At 44.6% G+C, this 15,971-nt stretch carries 13 protein-coding genes; 9 read left to right on the top strand and 4 right to left on the bottom strand.

Features of this window, described 5'->3' with window-relative positions; all coding sequences use genetic code 11:
- Positions 1–39: 39 nt before the first annotated feature.
- The 3 genes from HMPREF1535_RS05705 (at position 40) to trpS (ending at position 5,343) form a co-directional block, all read left to right on the top strand.
- A complete protein-coding gene (locus HMPREF1535_RS05705) occupies positions 40–2,586 on the top strand; it encodes a glycoside hydrolase family 95 protein (RefSeq protein WP_007655572.1) in 2,547 nt (848 codons plus the stop codon).
- Between the two features lie 210 nt (positions 2,587–2,796).
- Positions 2,797–4,242, top strand: a complete 1,446-nt coding sequence (locus tag HMPREF1535_RS05700) for a sulfatase family protein (protein ID WP_046145547.1) — start codon at positions 2,797–2,799, stop codon at positions 4,240–4,242.
- Between the two features lie 45 nt (positions 4,243–4,287).
- Entirely contained in the window at positions 4,288–5,343 is a 1,056-nt protein-coding gene (gene trpS / locus HMPREF1535_RS05695) for a tryptophan--tRNA ligase (RefSeq protein WP_007655568.1), read from the top strand.
- Between the two features lie 56 nt (positions 5,344–5,399).
- On the opposite strand, the gene HMPREF1535_RS05690 is transcribed toward trpS, so the two are convergent.
- Entirely contained in the window at positions 5,400–5,747 is a 348-nt protein-coding gene (locus HMPREF1535_RS05690) for a HepT-like ribonuclease domain-containing protein (protein ID WP_010801557.1), read from the bottom strand.
- On the bottom strand, positions 5,737–6,045 hold the full coding sequence (locus HMPREF1535_RS05685) for a nucleotidyltransferase family protein (RefSeq protein ID WP_007655564.1): 309 nt from the start codon (positions 6,043–6,045) through the stop codon (positions 5,737–5,739). The genes HMPREF1535_RS05690 and HMPREF1535_RS05685 overlap by 11 nt, the downstream gene beginning before the upstream one ends.
- 188 nt (positions 6,046–6,233) lie before the next feature.
- On the opposite strand from HMPREF1535_RS05685, the gene HMPREF1535_RS05680 reads away from it, so the two are divergent.
- From HMPREF1535_RS05680 to HMPREF1535_RS05660, 5 genes are all read left to right on the top strand, one after another.
- Positions 6,234–6,752, top strand: coding sequence for an RNA polymerase sigma-70 factor (locus HMPREF1535_RS05680; RefSeq protein ID WP_044215195.1), 519 nt, complete (start codon positions 6,234–6,236; stop codon positions 6,750–6,752).
- A 100-nt stretch (positions 6,753–6,852) separates the two neighbouring features.
- The gene (locus HMPREF1535_RS05675; RefSeq protein ID WP_046145546.1) at positions 6,853–7,641 is read left to right on the top strand and encodes a porin family protein; all 789 of its coding nucleotides are present in this window, start codon (positions 6,853–6,855) and stop codon (positions 7,639–7,641) included.
- Between the two features lie 12 nt (positions 7,642–7,653).
- Positions 7,654–8,499: a FecR family protein gene (locus HMPREF1535_RS05670; RefSeq protein ID WP_046145545.1), complete on the top strand. Its 846-nt coding sequence runs from the start codon at positions 7,654–7,656 to the stop codon at positions 8,497–8,499.
- 7 nt (positions 8,500–8,506) lie between these two features.
- Positions 8,507–11,206, top strand: a complete 2,700-nt coding sequence (locus HMPREF1535_RS05665) for a TonB-dependent receptor (RefSeq protein WP_046145544.1) — start codon at positions 8,507–8,509, stop codon at positions 11,204–11,206.
- A gap of 5 nt (positions 11,207–11,211) precedes the next feature.
- Complete coding sequence (locus HMPREF1535_RS05660) at positions 11,212–12,270, top strand: DUF4249 domain-containing protein (RefSeq protein ID WP_046145543.1); 1,059 nt, start codon at positions 11,212–11,214, stop codon at positions 12,268–12,270.
- Between the two features lie 24 nt (positions 12,271–12,294).
- Here HMPREF1535_RS05660 and HMPREF1535_RS05655 read toward each other — a convergent pair whose 3' ends face one another.
- On the bottom strand, positions 12,295–12,504 hold the full coding sequence (locus HMPREF1535_RS05655) for a hypothetical protein (protein WP_007655555.1): 210 nt from the start codon (positions 12,502–12,504) through the stop codon (positions 12,295–12,297).
- An 18-nt stretch (positions 12,505–12,522) separates the two neighbouring features.
- Positions 12,523–13,005, bottom strand: a complete 483-nt coding sequence (locus HMPREF1535_RS05650) for a cold-shock protein (RefSeq protein ID WP_007655554.1) — start codon at positions 13,003–13,005, stop codon at positions 12,523–12,525.
- A 226-nt stretch (positions 13,006–13,231) separates the two neighbouring features.
- Between HMPREF1535_RS05650 and HMPREF1535_RS05645 the strand changes: the two genes are divergently transcribed.
- Positions 13,232–15,967 carry a TonB-dependent receptor gene (locus tag HMPREF1535_RS05645; RefSeq protein ID WP_046145542.1) on the top strand — a complete coding sequence of 912 codons (2,736 nt, stop codon included), beginning with the start codon at positions 13,232–13,234 and terminating at the stop codon, positions 15,965–15,967.
- Positions 15,968–15,971 lie beyond the last annotated feature (4 nt).

The following is a 15,971-nucleotide window of genomic DNA, read 5'->3' as shown; positions in this document are numbered from 1 at the left end:
TTGTCCGGAGACATTTTTTGTAATTAACATCTAATAATCATGAATATACGCGTTTTATTTTCTCTTCTTCTATGTTTTTGTTGTTTTGCGTGTGCGGAAACACAAAAGAAAGAATCGCTTGTCTTGTGGTATAACGAACCTTCGGAAAACTGGAATGAAGCCCTTCCGATCGGTAACGGCCGTGCCGGAGCCATGGTGTTTGGCGGCGTAGACAAGGAACAGTTGCAACTGAACGAAAACACGCTTTATAGCGGGGAACCTTCTACTGTCTTTAAAGATATCAAAATTACCCCCGAGATGTTCGATAAGGTGGTAGGACTGATGAAGGCGCAAAAGTATGACGAAGCCTCCGACCTTGTCTGCAAACATTGGTTGGGGCGTCTGCACCAGTATTATCAGCCTTTTGGCGATCTGTTTATCGAGAACAACAAGCCGGGAGAAGTGTCCGGTTATAAACGTGAACTGAATATCTCGGATGCCGTCACCCGTACGGTTTTCGAACAGAACGGTGTGCAGTATGAACGTGAGATATTTGCTTCCCATCCTGACGATGTTATTATCGTCCACTTGAAAAGCAGTACTCCGGACGGCCTTGATCTGTCTCTTAATTTCACCTCTCCGCACCCGACTGCCAAACAGTCGAAAGGAACCGACCGTCTGGTTCTTCACGGACAGGCTCCGGGATATGTGGAACGCCGTACTTTTGAACAGATGGAAGCCTGGGGCGATCAATATAAGCATCCGGAATTATATGATGAAAAAGGGAACCGTAAATTCGATAAACGTGTTCTTTACGGTGACGAGATTGATAACAAGGGTATGTTCTTCGAAGCCCAGTTGAAGCCTGTTCTTCCTAAAGGTGGCGATTATGAAATAACCGATGCGGGCGTACATGTGTATAATACCAATGAAGTTTACTTCGTATTAAGTATGGCCACCAGTTTCAACGGTTTCGATAAAAGTCCGAGCCGTGAAGGCGTAGACCCTTCCGCTAAAGCTGCCGGTATTCTGGATAAAGCCCTTGCTTATGATTATAAGCAATTGAAACAACGCCATATGGCAGATTACCAGAAGCTGTTCGACCGCGTTGATTTGCAACTGCCTTCTTCTCCGGAACAAAAGGCAATGCCTACCGATCAACGTATTGCCCAGTTTGAGACGATGGGGGATCCCGATCTTGCTGCTCTGTTGTTTCAGTTCGGTCGTTACCTGATGATCAGTGGTTCGCGTCCCGGAGGACAACCGTTGAACTTACAAGGAATATGGAATAAAGATGTTGTTCCTGCCTGGAACAGTGGATATACAATCAATATCAATACCGAAATGAATTATTGGCCGGCAGAAGTGACCAACCTGTCCGAATGCCACGAACCTCTTTTCCGCCTGATCGACGAACTGGCGGTTTCCGGAGCCGAAACAGCCCGCAACATGTATAACAGGCGCGGTTGGGTAGGGCATCATAATACATCTATCTGGCGTGAATCCGTACCCAATGATAATGTGCCGACTGCCTCTTTCTGGCCGATGGTGCAAGGTTGGTTATGCAGCCATCTTTGGGAGCATTATCTTTACACGCAGGATCAGGACTTTTTGAAGAACAGGGCTTACCCGTTGATGAAAGGAGCAGCCGAGTTCTTTGCCGACTGGCTGATAGATGATGGTAACGGACGTTTGGTAACTCCTGTCGGCGTTTCTCCTGAAAACCGTTTTATCATGGATAACGGTAAACAGGGGGCTATGACGATGGGGCCGACTATGGATATGGCTATTGTCCGCGAAACTTTCACCCGTACGCTTCAAGCTGCGGAAATGCTGGGTTTGGACGAATCGCTTCAGGCTGAACTGAAGGATAAACTTCCCCGCCTGTTACCTTATCAGATCGGTGCACGGGGCCAATTACAGGAATGGATGTATGATTTTAAGGAATGGGAACCGAAACACCGTCATTTCTCCCATTTGTACGGACTTCATCCCGGTAATCAGATCACTGCGGACGGAACTCCTGATTTGTTCGATGCAGTCAAACAAACCTTGATCTTGCGTGGCGACGAAGCCACCGGCTGGTCGATGGGATGGAAAATCAACTGTTGGGCCCGTTTGCAGGATGGAAACCATGCTTATAAAATTGTTTCAAACTTATTCAACCCGGTCGGTTTTGGTAATGGACGTAAAGGAGGCGGCCTGTTTAAGAATATGCTGGATGCTCATCCTCCTTTCCAGATCGACGGTAACTTCGGATATACAGCCGGTGTAGCCGAAATGTTGATGCAGAGCCATGCCGGATTTATCCAACTGTTGCCTGCCCTGCCCGATGTATGGAGCGAAGGCTCTGTATCCGGTCTGAAAGCACGTGGAAATTTCGAAGTAGCCATGAATTGGAAACAAGGTCATTTGTCAGAAGCGACGATTCTTTCCGGAAGTGGTAACGAGTGCCGGTTAAGGACTTCGGTTCCTGTTACGATTAAAGAGGGTGGTAAAGAGGTGACTACTTCTTCTCCGGTTACTTCCAACGGGAAAGAATATTACGAAACAACCTTTGCCACGGTTGCCGGAAAGAGTTACCGGGTGAATCCGGCTACTCTTTGAGGCAATCTGTAAGATCCTGAGAAACTCTCTTTTTGTCGATGTTGGCATCGGTGTGAATAGCTCCCTGGGTAAAAAGTGTTTCTAAGTAATGAAACAACTGTTTCAATATGGAGAAACAACTGTTTCATTATGATGAAACACTTCCAACAATGCAACTCTGGTAAGAGCCAATCAGAACAATAAAGAATATACAAACTAAGTAAAACTTTTATGAATAAGAAATTAACTTTATTAAGTACGGCCATGCTTTCAGCAACCTGCTTGTTTGCTGCCGATAAGAATCCCAATGTCATCCTGATACTGGCGGATGACATGCGTGGAACGGCAATGGATTTCTTAGGTGTCGAGGACATACACACTCCCAACCTGGATAAACTGGCTGCCGAGAGTACCGTCTTTACGAACGCTCATATCATGGGCGGAACCTCCGGTGCCGTCAGTATGCCGAGCCGTGCCATGCTGATGACCGGCAAATATCTCTATACCCTGGAAAAGCAGGGGGCAACTGTTCCGGAAGACCATAAACTGATTGGTGAAACATTGCAGCAGTCCGGTTATAATTCCTTCCATACCGGCAAATGGCATAACGGCTACCAGGCAATGAACCGTTGCTTCAATGATGGTAAAGGCATCTACTTCGGTGGCATGTGGGACCACTGGAACGTACCGCTCTACGACTACAATGCTGATTGCGATTATAGCAATAAACGCCCTGTCGTAAAAGATTGGGCAAAAAGCAATGTCATTACGTATGAAAAAGGCGAATATATGCTCTCCGGCAAACACTCGGTAGATATCTTTACCGAAGATGCCGTCGAATATATCGAAAAACAAAAGGAAGCCGGCAAACCCTTCTTCCTCTCCGTTGCCTATATGTCGCCGCACGACCCGCGTACCATGCCGGACGAATACATGCGCCAGTACGACTTCGACAAAATCCAGTTGCCACCGAACTATATGGATAAGCATCCGTTCGACAACGGCGAACTGGTGATCCGTGACGAGGTACTCGCCGCCATTCCCCGTGTGCCGGACGAAATCAAGAAGCATATCATGGAATATTACGCCATGGTCACCCATGTGGACCGCCGCGTGGGCGATATCGTGAAAGCCTTGAAAGAAACGGGCGAATATGAAAATACAATTATCGTCTTTGCCGGCGATAACGGATTGGCAGTCGGACAACACGGTCTGATGGGTAAGCAGAATGTGTACGAACATAGTGTCCGTGTACCTCTGATGATTAAACAGGCAGGCAAAGACGTCAAAGGACAGATGAGCGATAAGTTGTGTTACCTGATTGACGTTTTCCCGACTTTGTGCGAGATGGTCGGTGCGAATATCCCTTCTTCGGTAGACGGCGTGAGCCTTGTCCCCGCCATCAAAGAAGACAAACCCGTGCGCGATTATCTCTATTACAGCTATATGGATAACCAGCGTGCCGTATCCGATGGCGAATGGAAACTGTGCGAATATAATGTAAAAGGCGTGCGTACCACCCAACTGTTCAATCTGAAGGCCGACCCTTGGGAGATGAATAACCTGGCAGGAGAAAAGAAACATGCCAAACTGATTAAGAAACTGCGCAACCAAATGACTTTGGAGCAGGAGAAAACGAAAGACAATTCGTCTTTCTGGAACGGATTTGTATTCTAAAATTACTATCTTTGCGGCTGTTTGAATAAAATAAAGAATTTAGAAATGGAAACAGTAGTAAGTGGCATCAGGCCAACAGGTAATTTGCATCTGGGGAATTACTTCGGAGCAGTAAAGAGTTTTCTGCAAATGCAGAATGAGTATAATTGCTTTTTCTTTATTGCAGACTGGCACTCCCTGACTACACATCCGCGTCCGGAAAATATCCGTAACAGCGCGAAGACAATCCTGGCTGAATATCTGGCCTGCGGCATCGATCCCGAAAAGGCGACTATCTATATACAGAGCGACGTGCGTGAAGTGGCAGAGTTGTATCTCTACCTCAATATGAATGCCGGTATCGGCGAATTGATGCGTACGACTTCTTTCAAGGATAAGGCGCGTCAGATGCTTCATATCGACCGTGTAAATACGGCGGAAGGCGACGTGGAAAAAGAAATCTTCAACGAAGGAAACCGTCATAGTGTAAGTGCAGGCTTGCTGACTTACCCGACTTTGATGGCCGGCGATATCATCATTCACAAAGCCGTGAAAGTGCCGGTAGGGAAAGACCAGGAACAGAATATGGAGATGGCCCGTCGTTTTGCCCGCCGCTTCAATTCAACGTTTGAAGTCGATTTCTTCCCCGAACCGGCATCATTCCACCTGACAGAGAAGGCAGTAAAAGTGCCTGGCCTGGACGGTTCCGGTAAGATGGGTAAGAGCGAAGGCAATGCCATCTATCTGATCGATGATGAAAAAGCAATCAAGAAAAAGGTCATGAAGGCAGTCACCGATGCCGGTCCTACGGAACCGAACAGTGTGAAGCCCGAACCGATTGCCAACTTGTTTGCCATGATGGATATCGTTTCAACGAAAGATACATACGATTTCTTCAACGAAAAGTACAACAACTGCGAAATTCGTTACGGCGATTTGAAGAAGCAGCTGGCAGAAGATATCAACAACTTCTGTGCACCGATCCGCGAAAAGATTATCGACATCCGTTCCAACGAGGAATACATGGAGAAAGTAGCCCGCATGGGAGCCGAAAAAGCCCGCGAAAGCGCCGCTAAAACATTAGCGGAAGTCCGTGAAATTATCGGGTTCCGGCCGTATTGATTTCAGGATAGTTTAGAAGAAAAAGAGAGGCACGCAGAGATCTATTCTGTGTGCCTTTATAATATGGTGAAACCTCCTAATAGGTCTTCAACTTGCTCTTTTAGTTTCGGCAGATTTTTGTTAACTACTCCCCAGATAATGACGTTGTCGACTTTATCATAGCCATGAATTACAAAGTTACGCAGGTCAACAATCTTTCTGGCGTCATCTATCTGAATGTCGGGTTCCATATCTAATATGTGCTTTGCTGCTTCACCGATAATTTCCAGTTCCCGTTCTACTGCTCTACGCAATAGTTTGTTTTGTTCATAAGCGAAGAAATCTCTTTTCTCACCCAGATACTCCTCGATCGATGAGATCGATTGTTGTATATCATATAGATATTTCTGAATACTACGCGCCATAAAGAAGCTGTTTTGTCTGTTCTACATCGGCAATAAAGAATGGGTTTGAGAGTGAACGATGAGTGACAAGATCGATTTTCCTTCGAAACAACTCTGTTAGTTTATTATGTAAAAGAAAATAATTATCGGTATATTCTTCAATAGAAATATCCGGCTCGAACTCTATCAATAGGTCGATATCGCTTTTTTCGGTAAATCGGGGTGTATTTACCGAACCAAAAGCATAAAGGCTTTTTACTTTATACCGCCGACAAAGCTCCTTTAGAGCTTCCAGTTTATTGTGTAAAATGTGGTTCATACTACCTCCTGTCTTTTTTGTTACACAACAAAGATAACAATCTTGCAATAAATCGTGCTGGATTTGATAATAGATTAACTATCCTTTAGCCCATAATTTCTTAAATATGTGATAAAGATGTTGAAATTATATCTGACTATCAAGAAATCTGCTTTACTTTGTGGCGAATAGTTACAGATAGCAAACGTATGGCAATCATTTCCAGCGGAGAGTTTGAACAGTATTTCAGGGATTTGTATAAACCTCTGTGCTTGTTTGCACTCCGTTTCACTGAACGGTTAGATGATGCGGAGGATATTGTACAGCAAGCCTTTGCCGATGTATGGGATAAGAATATCAATAATGTGTTGATTGAGAATCTTAAATCCTATATGTACCAGGCAGTACGCAACCGTTCCCTGTCGCTGGTGACTCAGCCGGTCGAATTGCAGACTACCGACCAGTTTCCGGATATGGAAGACTCGTCGGAAGAGGAGCAGATGTATAATGCCGAACGCGATGCCCGGCTGTGGAATGCTATCGACGGTTTACCTCCCGAACGCAAAAAAATCTTTTTACTTTCCAAACGCGACGGCCTGAAGTACCAGGAGATTGCGGAAGAACTGAATATCTCAATCAAGACGGTTGAGAATCAGATGGGTAAGGCTTTGAAAGCGTTGCGGGAAACAGCTGTGCGTATCTATAACTTTCTCTTGGGGCTGGCGTGACCTGAGAAAAAAGTTTTATCCGGAGTAGGGGTTTTTTCCATTAACTCTGTCTTAGAGACAAAAGGTATTACAAATTTTTGTTTCACTAAGAATGAGAGAAATGATGATGAAGAAGATTACATCTTGCGTGATGTTGATGATGATGTTGATGTGTGTGACGGAGGTTAGTGCACAATGGTCTGTAACTCCTGAGGCCGGAATGAATGTGACGAAGTACAAGGATTCGCCTGCTGCTGTCGGTTTTAAAGCCGGTGCGGCTGTGAGTTATACTTTTGGTTCAGGATTGTTTTCACTTCAATCCGGCCTGTATTATGTACAACGCGGAGCAGGGAAAAGTTCATACGGAGGAGCTGTAGGTAAAGCAATGGATAAAGATGGAAATTGGAATGACTGTTATTTAAGTTTCGCCTCAAGGAATTCGGATATTATATGGCAAATGGACGGCTACTACGGTTTTTATGGACAAGGAGGAAGTTTAAGCCTTCCAACCGATATGCGAATAGAGCGAATTTATGTGAATGAAGGAAGTACTCGTCGAGATTATTTGCAATTACCGGTACTTGCCCGCTTTAATTGGAAAATTGGAGATGATATAAAAATGCATGTCGCAGTCGGTCCTTATCTTGCTTATGGCATTGGAGGAAAGTACAAGTCAAAGTTTTTGGAAGTATCCGAAAAAGGTACATGGCATGTAGATGAGTCGGTTAATCCGTTCAAAAACAGCAGTCTTCAACGTTTTGACTGGGGGGTTGCGCTGAATGCCGGAGTTGATGTGAAACGCTTTTCCTTTAATGTCGCTTACGATATGGGATTGGGCAAGCAGTACGAATATGAAAATGTAGCTTTAAACTATCATACTGTAAGCTTTACAGTAGGATATAGGTTTTAGAAAATAATATATATGAACAACGAGCAGGAACATAAACTGGAACAACGCATTCGTTTCGTAGCGAAACACTACGAGGAAGGACGTCTGGATACTGATAAGGCTTGGCAAAAGTTTGCCGGCAAGCATCAGGTACGCCGTACGGTCTCTTTCCGTCGCTACTGGATGGCGGCTGCGTCGGTGTTGTTGCTGCTCATTGGTTTTGGTACTTATTTTATGACCGATCGTAATTCGCCCGAATGGGTTGCTGTTACGACCGAACCGGGACAAATCATGGAAGTTTACCTGCCCGACAGCACATTGATTTCGATGGCTGGTAATTCTTCCATCCGATATGATAAAAAAGCTTACGGAAAGGAACGGCGTGTAGTGGAGATGAAAGGAAAAGCCTTTTTCCAAGTGACGCGGAATGAAGCACGCCCCTTCTCTGTATATACTGAACGGACGGAAGTCACCGTGCTCGGCACCAGTTTTCAGATAGATGAACAGCCGGACGGGACGGATGTGGATGTGATGACCGGTAAAGTCAGCTTTGGCGTTACCGGCAGTGAAACGGACAAAGTGATATTAACCGCCGGAATGTCGGCCTCCTATTCTATGGAAAGTAAAGGAATCACGATACTGGAAGAAGAAGACCTTAATACCCTGTCGTGGAAAACCCGGCAGTTGCGCTTCAATGACACCCCGTTGGAGAAGGTGGTCAGCGATCTGAATGAATACTATCAGGTGAATATAATCAATAAAGCAGAAACTCCGAATCTGAAACTGACGGCCACTTTCAATGATCTTCCGCTGGAAGATGTTTTATTGGTTATCAACCAGACACTCGATACCCGCCTGGCTCCTGACCCCAATAAATAAGTAATCTATGGAACGTATATGGATATTGCTGACAGGGCTTCTTATGCTTTTTTCCCAGGTAAAAGCCAGGGAAGAAGCCTTTGTTGTCGATCTTCCGGTGGAACCGACGCCTACGGTTACGATGGACAAACGACAGGTCCCTTTGTTGGAAATCTTACAGGAACTGGAAAAGCAAACCGGAATCTTTTTCTCCTATGAATCGTCTTTGCTGGATGAGTTTCCGAAAATCTCATTCAAGGCACAGGACGAATCGCTTTCCTATTGCCTGAGAAGATTATTTTCCACCTTGCCTCTTACTTACCGGCAGACAGGGCAGATCGTGATACTGAAACGGAAGCCGCGGCTGTATACGATCAGTGGCTTTGTCCGCGATTCGGTGTCGTATGAGAGTCTGATCAATGCCAATGTCTTTGAACGTAAATCCAGAACCGGTACGACTACCAATAATTATGGTTTTTACAGTATCACGCTTCCACCCGGAAAAGTAACCTTGCGGGCCTCTTATGTCGGATACGAAGCGAAAGAGGTTACATTTGAATTGTCTTGCGATACATTGATAGATATACCTTTGCTTTCGTCGAGGGCATTGGGCGAAGTGGTCGTGGAGGGACTGAATCCCCGATCGGAGGTATTAAGCACACGAACCGGGGTTGTGGAGGTGCCTGCCCAGCGCATCAAGTCGATGCCCGCCCTGCTGGGGGAGACGGATGTGGTGAAAACCCTGCAACGACTGCCCGGTGTTGCAGTGGGGACCGAAGGGATGACCGGACTTCATGTCCGGGGAGGTGATGCGGATGGGAACCTCTTTTTGCTGGATGGCAATCCGGTTTATCACACCAACCATCTGCTCGGTTTCTTTTCCGCCTTTAACCCGGATGCCGTCAAAAATGCAACATTTTATAAAGGAAGCTTTCCTGCCGAATACGGAGGAAGGCTTTCGTCCGTAGTAGACGTAAGGACCAATGATGGCGACCGGTATGAATATCATGGTAATCTTTCGATTGGTCTGCTGGCTTTGCGGGGCAACCTGGAAGGGCCTATCGTAAAAGGGAAATCCTCTTTCAATGTGTCTGTCAGGCGTACCTGGATGGAGTTGATTACCTGGCCTTTGCTGAAAGCTCTCAACAGCGGGGAAGAGAAGAAGATCAGGGGTGGTTATCATTTCTTCGATATGAATGCGAAAGTAAACCACTCCTTTAGTGACCGGACACGTGGTTATATGAGTTTTTATATGGGAAGCGACAGTTATCTGAACGGAGAGGAGAAAGACGAAGAAGATCGTGTAGGTAAAGATTTCCGTTGGCGCTGGGGGAACCTGATCGGTTCGGCCGGGATCAGCCATGTGTTCAGTAATAAATTGTTTGCTACGTTTACGGCAGGCTATACGCGTTATCGTTCGCATATCCAGCAGGATAAGGAAGGATATACTTTATCGCCCAATCGGAAGGACCGGCAGTTATTCAGCCAGGAAAACCATTACCGTTCGGCGATGGAAGATGTCAGTCTGCGTGCGTCTTTCGATTATCGTCTGCATGAGAAACATCGTCTGAAGTTCGGGGGAGACTATCTTTTCCATAATTTCCGTCCGGAGCAGAATACGATGAAGAGTTTATACAAAGATTCTGTCAAATCGCAGAAGACCAATACGGTCTATGCAAACTCGCTGATCCGCGGTCACGAAGTGTCTCTGTTTGCGGAAGAAGAGATGCATGTGATAGAACGCCTGACCGCTAATGTCGGTTTGCGTGCAACGACCTTTCTTGTGCAGGGGGAGACTTATTTCTCTTTGCAACCTCGTTTATCCGCCCGTTATTTGCTGGCGCGTAATTTATCGGCAAAACTGTCGTATACGAAAATGAACCAGTATATCCATTTGCTTTCCATTTCTTATATCAGCCAGCCTACGGATATTTGGGTGCCCGTTACCCGTAATATCAGGTCGATGAATGCCCATCAGTTTACAGCTGGTCTTTATTATACATTACACAGGCAGTATAATTTTTCTGTGGAAGGATATTTCAAGCGGATGAATAATCTGATAGAATATAAAGATCGCATTCCGGTCGGTACGGATTATTCTAACTGGGAAGAGCGGGTTGGTATGGGATATGGTCGTGCGTATGGCATGGAGTTGATGGCCCAGAAAAAGTCCGGACGCCTTTCCGGTTGGATCGGTTATACGTTGTCCTGGTCTGACCGCCGGTTTCCGGACGGTAGTGTGAACAAAGGGCGCCGTTTCCCATCCAAATATGATAATCGCCATAAGGTTGATCTGGTGGCAACTTATAAAATTTCCCGTAAAGTAGAGTTGACTGCCGCCTGGATGTTTGCCTCTGGTAATCATATTACTATCATGGATCAGATCTATCATGGAGGAACCGGGCAGACCGACCATGGCTATATGCAGGGAGAAGACGTTATACTAAAGGAGGGCGAAGGTGTCGCTTATGCTGCCAGTTCGCGTAATAACTATCAACTATCACCTTATCATCGTCTTGACCTGGGGGTGAACTTTTATCGTTATAAAAAGAAAGGACGTCTGGGAGTCTGGAACCTGAGCCTTTGCAATGCGTATCTTCATCCGAATCCGTTTTCTGTGAGAACTCATTATTATATAGACGGTGAGACAGGAAAGAAAAATATATATCTGGAACAATCCATCCTGTTTCTGTTCCTGCCTTCTGTGTCTTATACTTATAAATTCTGATCGTTATGAAAAAGATATTATTGTTCCCGTTGTCTCTGCTGCTATTATTCATATGTCTCTCGTGTACACGCGATGTGATATTAAAACTTGACCCTGCACCTCCGGTGTTGGTTCTGAATGCATCCGTAACACCGGAACGGGAAGTGGCGGCTTTTTTGTCAAAAAGCTGGTTTTTGCTGGATAGTGTCCCGGAATATGATTTACCGGAAGAAGGGGTGAAGGTTGATGTTTACGTGAATGAGACTTTCCGGGGAACCATGCAGCGATCCGACGATCCGGCCGATAGCACGGCATATAAAGGGCAGTTCAGACTACCGGGTTGTCACGTGCAGGCTGGTGACAAAGTACGGCTTGAAGCCCAGGCTCCGGGATTTGATCCGGTAAAGGGGGAAACCATTATTCCTTCAAAAACAGATATATTATCACTCGATACAGCCAGTGTGATTACCTCTGATTATAGTTCGGCGCGTACGCGGATATATCTGACGTTGAAAGATGATCCTTCTGTCCGGAATTATTATCGTTTGGTGGTGGAACGTCTGGTCGAATATCGTAAAGGGGATAAGGTGATGTGGGTAAGTTCATTTAACGATAATTGGGGAGACTCTGTAATTTCCGGTGACAGTGTAGAGGTCGTAATTGTATCTTATGACTTCAGGCTGGTTTATGATGATCCTGCATTTCAGCAAGGCATTCCATCTCCCGCTCTGGAGGAGTATGACGGGACTTATTGCCGGGGGGTTTTATCCGATGAGATGTTTGATGGAAAAGAGTACACGTTGACCAGTTCCTTTTTCCCGGAAAGTTCTTTTAAGAATGATTCGATAGAAGCTATTGTACATTATGATATCCATCTGATGTCTATTTCGGAAGCTTATTATAACTACTTGAAAAAGATTCGCGGTTTCTCTATCTCTTTAGGAGATGCTTTTCTGGATGGTTTGCTGGAACCGACTGCCGTTTATTCAAACGTAACCGACGGTTTCGGAGTAGTGACAGGTTATCAGATTTCCACACGTCGCCTTACAATGCCTTTCGGTGATCGGACGCACGTGTGGTACTAGGCTGTATCCATCTGATTGAGATTTTTAGATCTTCGAACTATGTAATTTTTTATAGATCTCGATACGGGCTTCTCTCTCTGCCTGTGTCAGACTGGCCGGCAATTCAATAGTTGTTCGCGGACCTACTGAAACGAGTATTACCTCGCCAATGCTTTTTTTATACTCTTTCAGTGAATTTTCAATTAATTGATTGGCCTGATTCCTGTCTGACCGCATGTTGATTTCCCTTTTCATACTTTTGTCTATTTAATATTAAGTGATATCGTCTTCCGGATTTTTATTCTCCGGTTCGTTCTCCAAAGATATATTGATCGCATTCATTCCCTTCAAACCACGTTCCAGGTCGAATGTAACAATATCACCTTCTTCAACCTTTGAAAGTAAATTGTTTACGTGGAAAAAGTATCTTTCACCTCTTACCAGTTCTTTGATAAAACCGAATCCTTTGGATGTATTGAAGAAATCGACTTTACCTTTTAAAACGACCGGTTCCTCTTTTTCCTTTTTAGGTACCGAGATCAGTATTTCTTCCTGGTTGATTTCTTCTTTTTTGATATTTTCCGCGGGCGGGGTTGAAGTAATTACTCCATTCTCATCGACATAAGCAATCATATCCTCGAAACTGCTTGCCTTGCCGGATAACTTCTTTTCTTCTTTTTTCTTTTGCTTTTCTGCTCGTTTAGCGAGTCTTTTCTTTTCATTTTCACGTTTGTCAACTGTCATTGATCTTGCCATATAACTTTTTTTATAAGATAAATACTAAGTGGAGTGAGGAGTATAATTAAAGGAGAGACCTGCTTAAAATGATAAGGAGAACTATGCAATAATGATTTATATCTCTAACTCTTCTACAAAGATAAGCAAAAAAGGGGAATATTCCTAGGTTTAATTTTTTTTGTCTTACCTGATAGGGGTATTTCCGGAAAATCTGTCTTAAAAACAGATATCAACAAATAACAAGATGAAGAAAGTATACCCTGCAAAACAATTTGCCCGTGTTACCTTGGTAGTAATGATGATGATTTTTAGTTTGTCCGGCCTTCAGGCACAGACAAATAGAGTGGATGAAACACGGATGGTTACGTTGAACATGCAAAAGGCCTCTGTTCGGGAAATCCTGGACGAAATCCAGAAGCAAACCGGAGTAACCTTTTCTTACGAATCATCTTTGTTGAGTGGACTTCAGAAAACAACGTTCCGTGCGGATGATGAAGCACTGACGGATTGCCTGACGCGTTTGTTCGCGAATCTTCCGGTAGTGTACAAGATGACAGGAAACGTAGTGGTTCTGAAGCGTAAACCCAAGCAGGTAACGGTCAGTGGTTTTGTGCGTGATAAAAGATCCGCCGAATCTCTGATCGGGGCCTCGGTTTATGAAGCCCATAGTCGTGTGGGAACAGCTTCCAATAATTTTGGTTTTTTCAGTTTGACATTGCCACCAGGGGATATTACAATTCGTTCTTCTTATATTGGTTATACCAGTCATCAGCATATTCTTAACGGACTTGAGCGCGATACAGTGCTTGCTATCGAACTGGAGCCTTCGGCTTCGTTGCAGGAAGTTGTCATAACCGGACAAAGTAATGACAAGCAATCTGTGCTAAGTACCCAGATGGGAGCATTGGAAATTAATCAGCAAACGATCCGCTCTACTCCCGTAATGTTTGGGGAGGCTGATATTATCAAGACTTTGCAGTTGACGCCAGGCGTGTCGGCCGGTACGGAAGGAACGGCAGGAATGTATGTCCGTGGCGGTAATGTGGATGAAAACTTATTCCTGATCGATGGTAACCCGGTGTATCAGATCAATCATATCGGCGGTATCTTCTCGGCATTTAATCCGGAAGCGATCAGCGGTATGGATTTCTTCAAATCCGGTTTCCCCTCGCGTTATGGCGGACGACTTTCGTCTGTAGTGGATGTGCATACAAAAGAGGGTAATATGAAGGAATATCACGGTAGTGCTTCAATTGGCTTGATTTCCGGTAATCTAAATTTCGAAGGGCCTATCATAAAAGACCGTACTTCTTTTAATATAGGTTTGCGACGTACCTGGCTGGATGTACTTTCAGCTCCGGCTGTAGCTATCGCCAATAAGATAACGAAGAAGGATGGAACACGTCTGCGGGCCCGTTACGCTTTTCATGATCTGAACCTGAAGGTGAATCATATATTTAACGACCGTAGCCGCATGTATCTGAGTCTTTACAATGGTAATGATGTGTTGAAAGGAGGAAGTACAGATTTCCCGGATCAAGATAGTGACAATAATTATAATTATGATTCCGATGTATCCCTCCGTTGGGGGAATATCATGGCTACTGCCGGTTGGACTTATGTGTTTAATAACCGTTTGTTTGGTAAAGTGTCAGGTGTTTTTACCCGTTATCATTCCAGATTGAGGAATACAGAACACGATGTGGTAGGAAACGAAGGAGATGAGGATTATTCTGATTCGTTCAGGGAGAATGAAACAAATACGGGTATTACGGATTTTGGGTTGCGCACTTCATTCGATTATCTGCCGGCATCTGCTCATCATATCCGTTTTGGAGGTGATTATCTGGTACACCGTTTTCATCCGGAATACAATCGTTCGGTAGCTTATGAAAAGAATGAAGAAACATCGGTCGAGATAGGACAGGAATTTGCAAACGATTTGTTGTGGGGGCATGAAGCCGGAGTCTATGCCGAAGATGACTGGACATTATCGTCTGCCGTAAGATTGAATGCCGGATTGCGTTTCAGTCTTTTCAATGTGCAGGGAAAGACTTATACCGGACTGGAACCGCGGGTATCTCTTCGTTGGTTGCTGGATGATAATCTGAGTTTTAAAGCTTCTTATTCCCGAATGAATCAATATGTACATCTGATTAGTAATAGTTTTATCAGTTTACCGACCGATGCCTGGATGCCGGTTACACGAAAATTGAAACCGCTGATAAGTGACCAGGTCTCTGCTGGTTTCTACTACAATCTTAATAAAGAATATAATTTCTCTGTTGAAGGATATTATAAAACATTGGATAATCTGTTGGAATATCGTGACGGACATACCTTTACTCCTTCCTTTGTCAATTGGGAAGACAAACTGACGGCTGGTGAGGGACGTTCTTATGGAGCGGAATTTATGGTACGTAAAGAAACCGGTCGTACGACGGGTTGGGTGGGTTATGGTCTGTCCTGGTCCGACCGACAGTTTGACGAACTGAATCAGGGAGCACGTTATCCGGCTCGTTTTGATAACCGGCATAAATTGAATATAGTGGTGATGCATAAGATATCTCCTAAAGTCGAACTTTCTGCAGCCTGGTCGTATGCTTCCGGAAACCATGTGACGTTATCTTTGGAAAACTATTATGAAAATGGAACAGGTTCTCCAACGAATAATGATAACCATTATGTGGGTGCAAGCGAGTCAATCGATTATTACGAAGGACGAAATAATTATCAGTTGCCAGCCTATCATCGACTCGATTTAGGAATCAAGATATATCGTCCTAAAAAGAAAGGGCGGATGGGTATCTGGACAGTTAGCATATATAATGTCTATTCCCGCATGAATCCTTTTATGATTTATAAAAGTGATAAGACGGTTCCTGATCCAGGCAGTTCTTACGGTAAGAATGTACCGGTCTTTAAAACTATTGGAATAATGCCTATAATTCCTTCTATTTCTTATACCTATAAATTTTAATGAT

The sequence above is a fragment of the Parabacteroides goldsteinii DSM 19448 = WAL 12034 genome (assembly GCF_000969835.1).
In the GTDB taxonomy this organism is placed as follows: domain Bacteria; phylum Bacteroidota; class Bacteroidia; order Bacteroidales; family Tannerellaceae; genus Parabacteroides; species Parabacteroides goldsteinii.
Note: the sequence above shows the minus strand (reverse complement) of the source record. Positions and strands in the feature narration are given on the sequence as shown.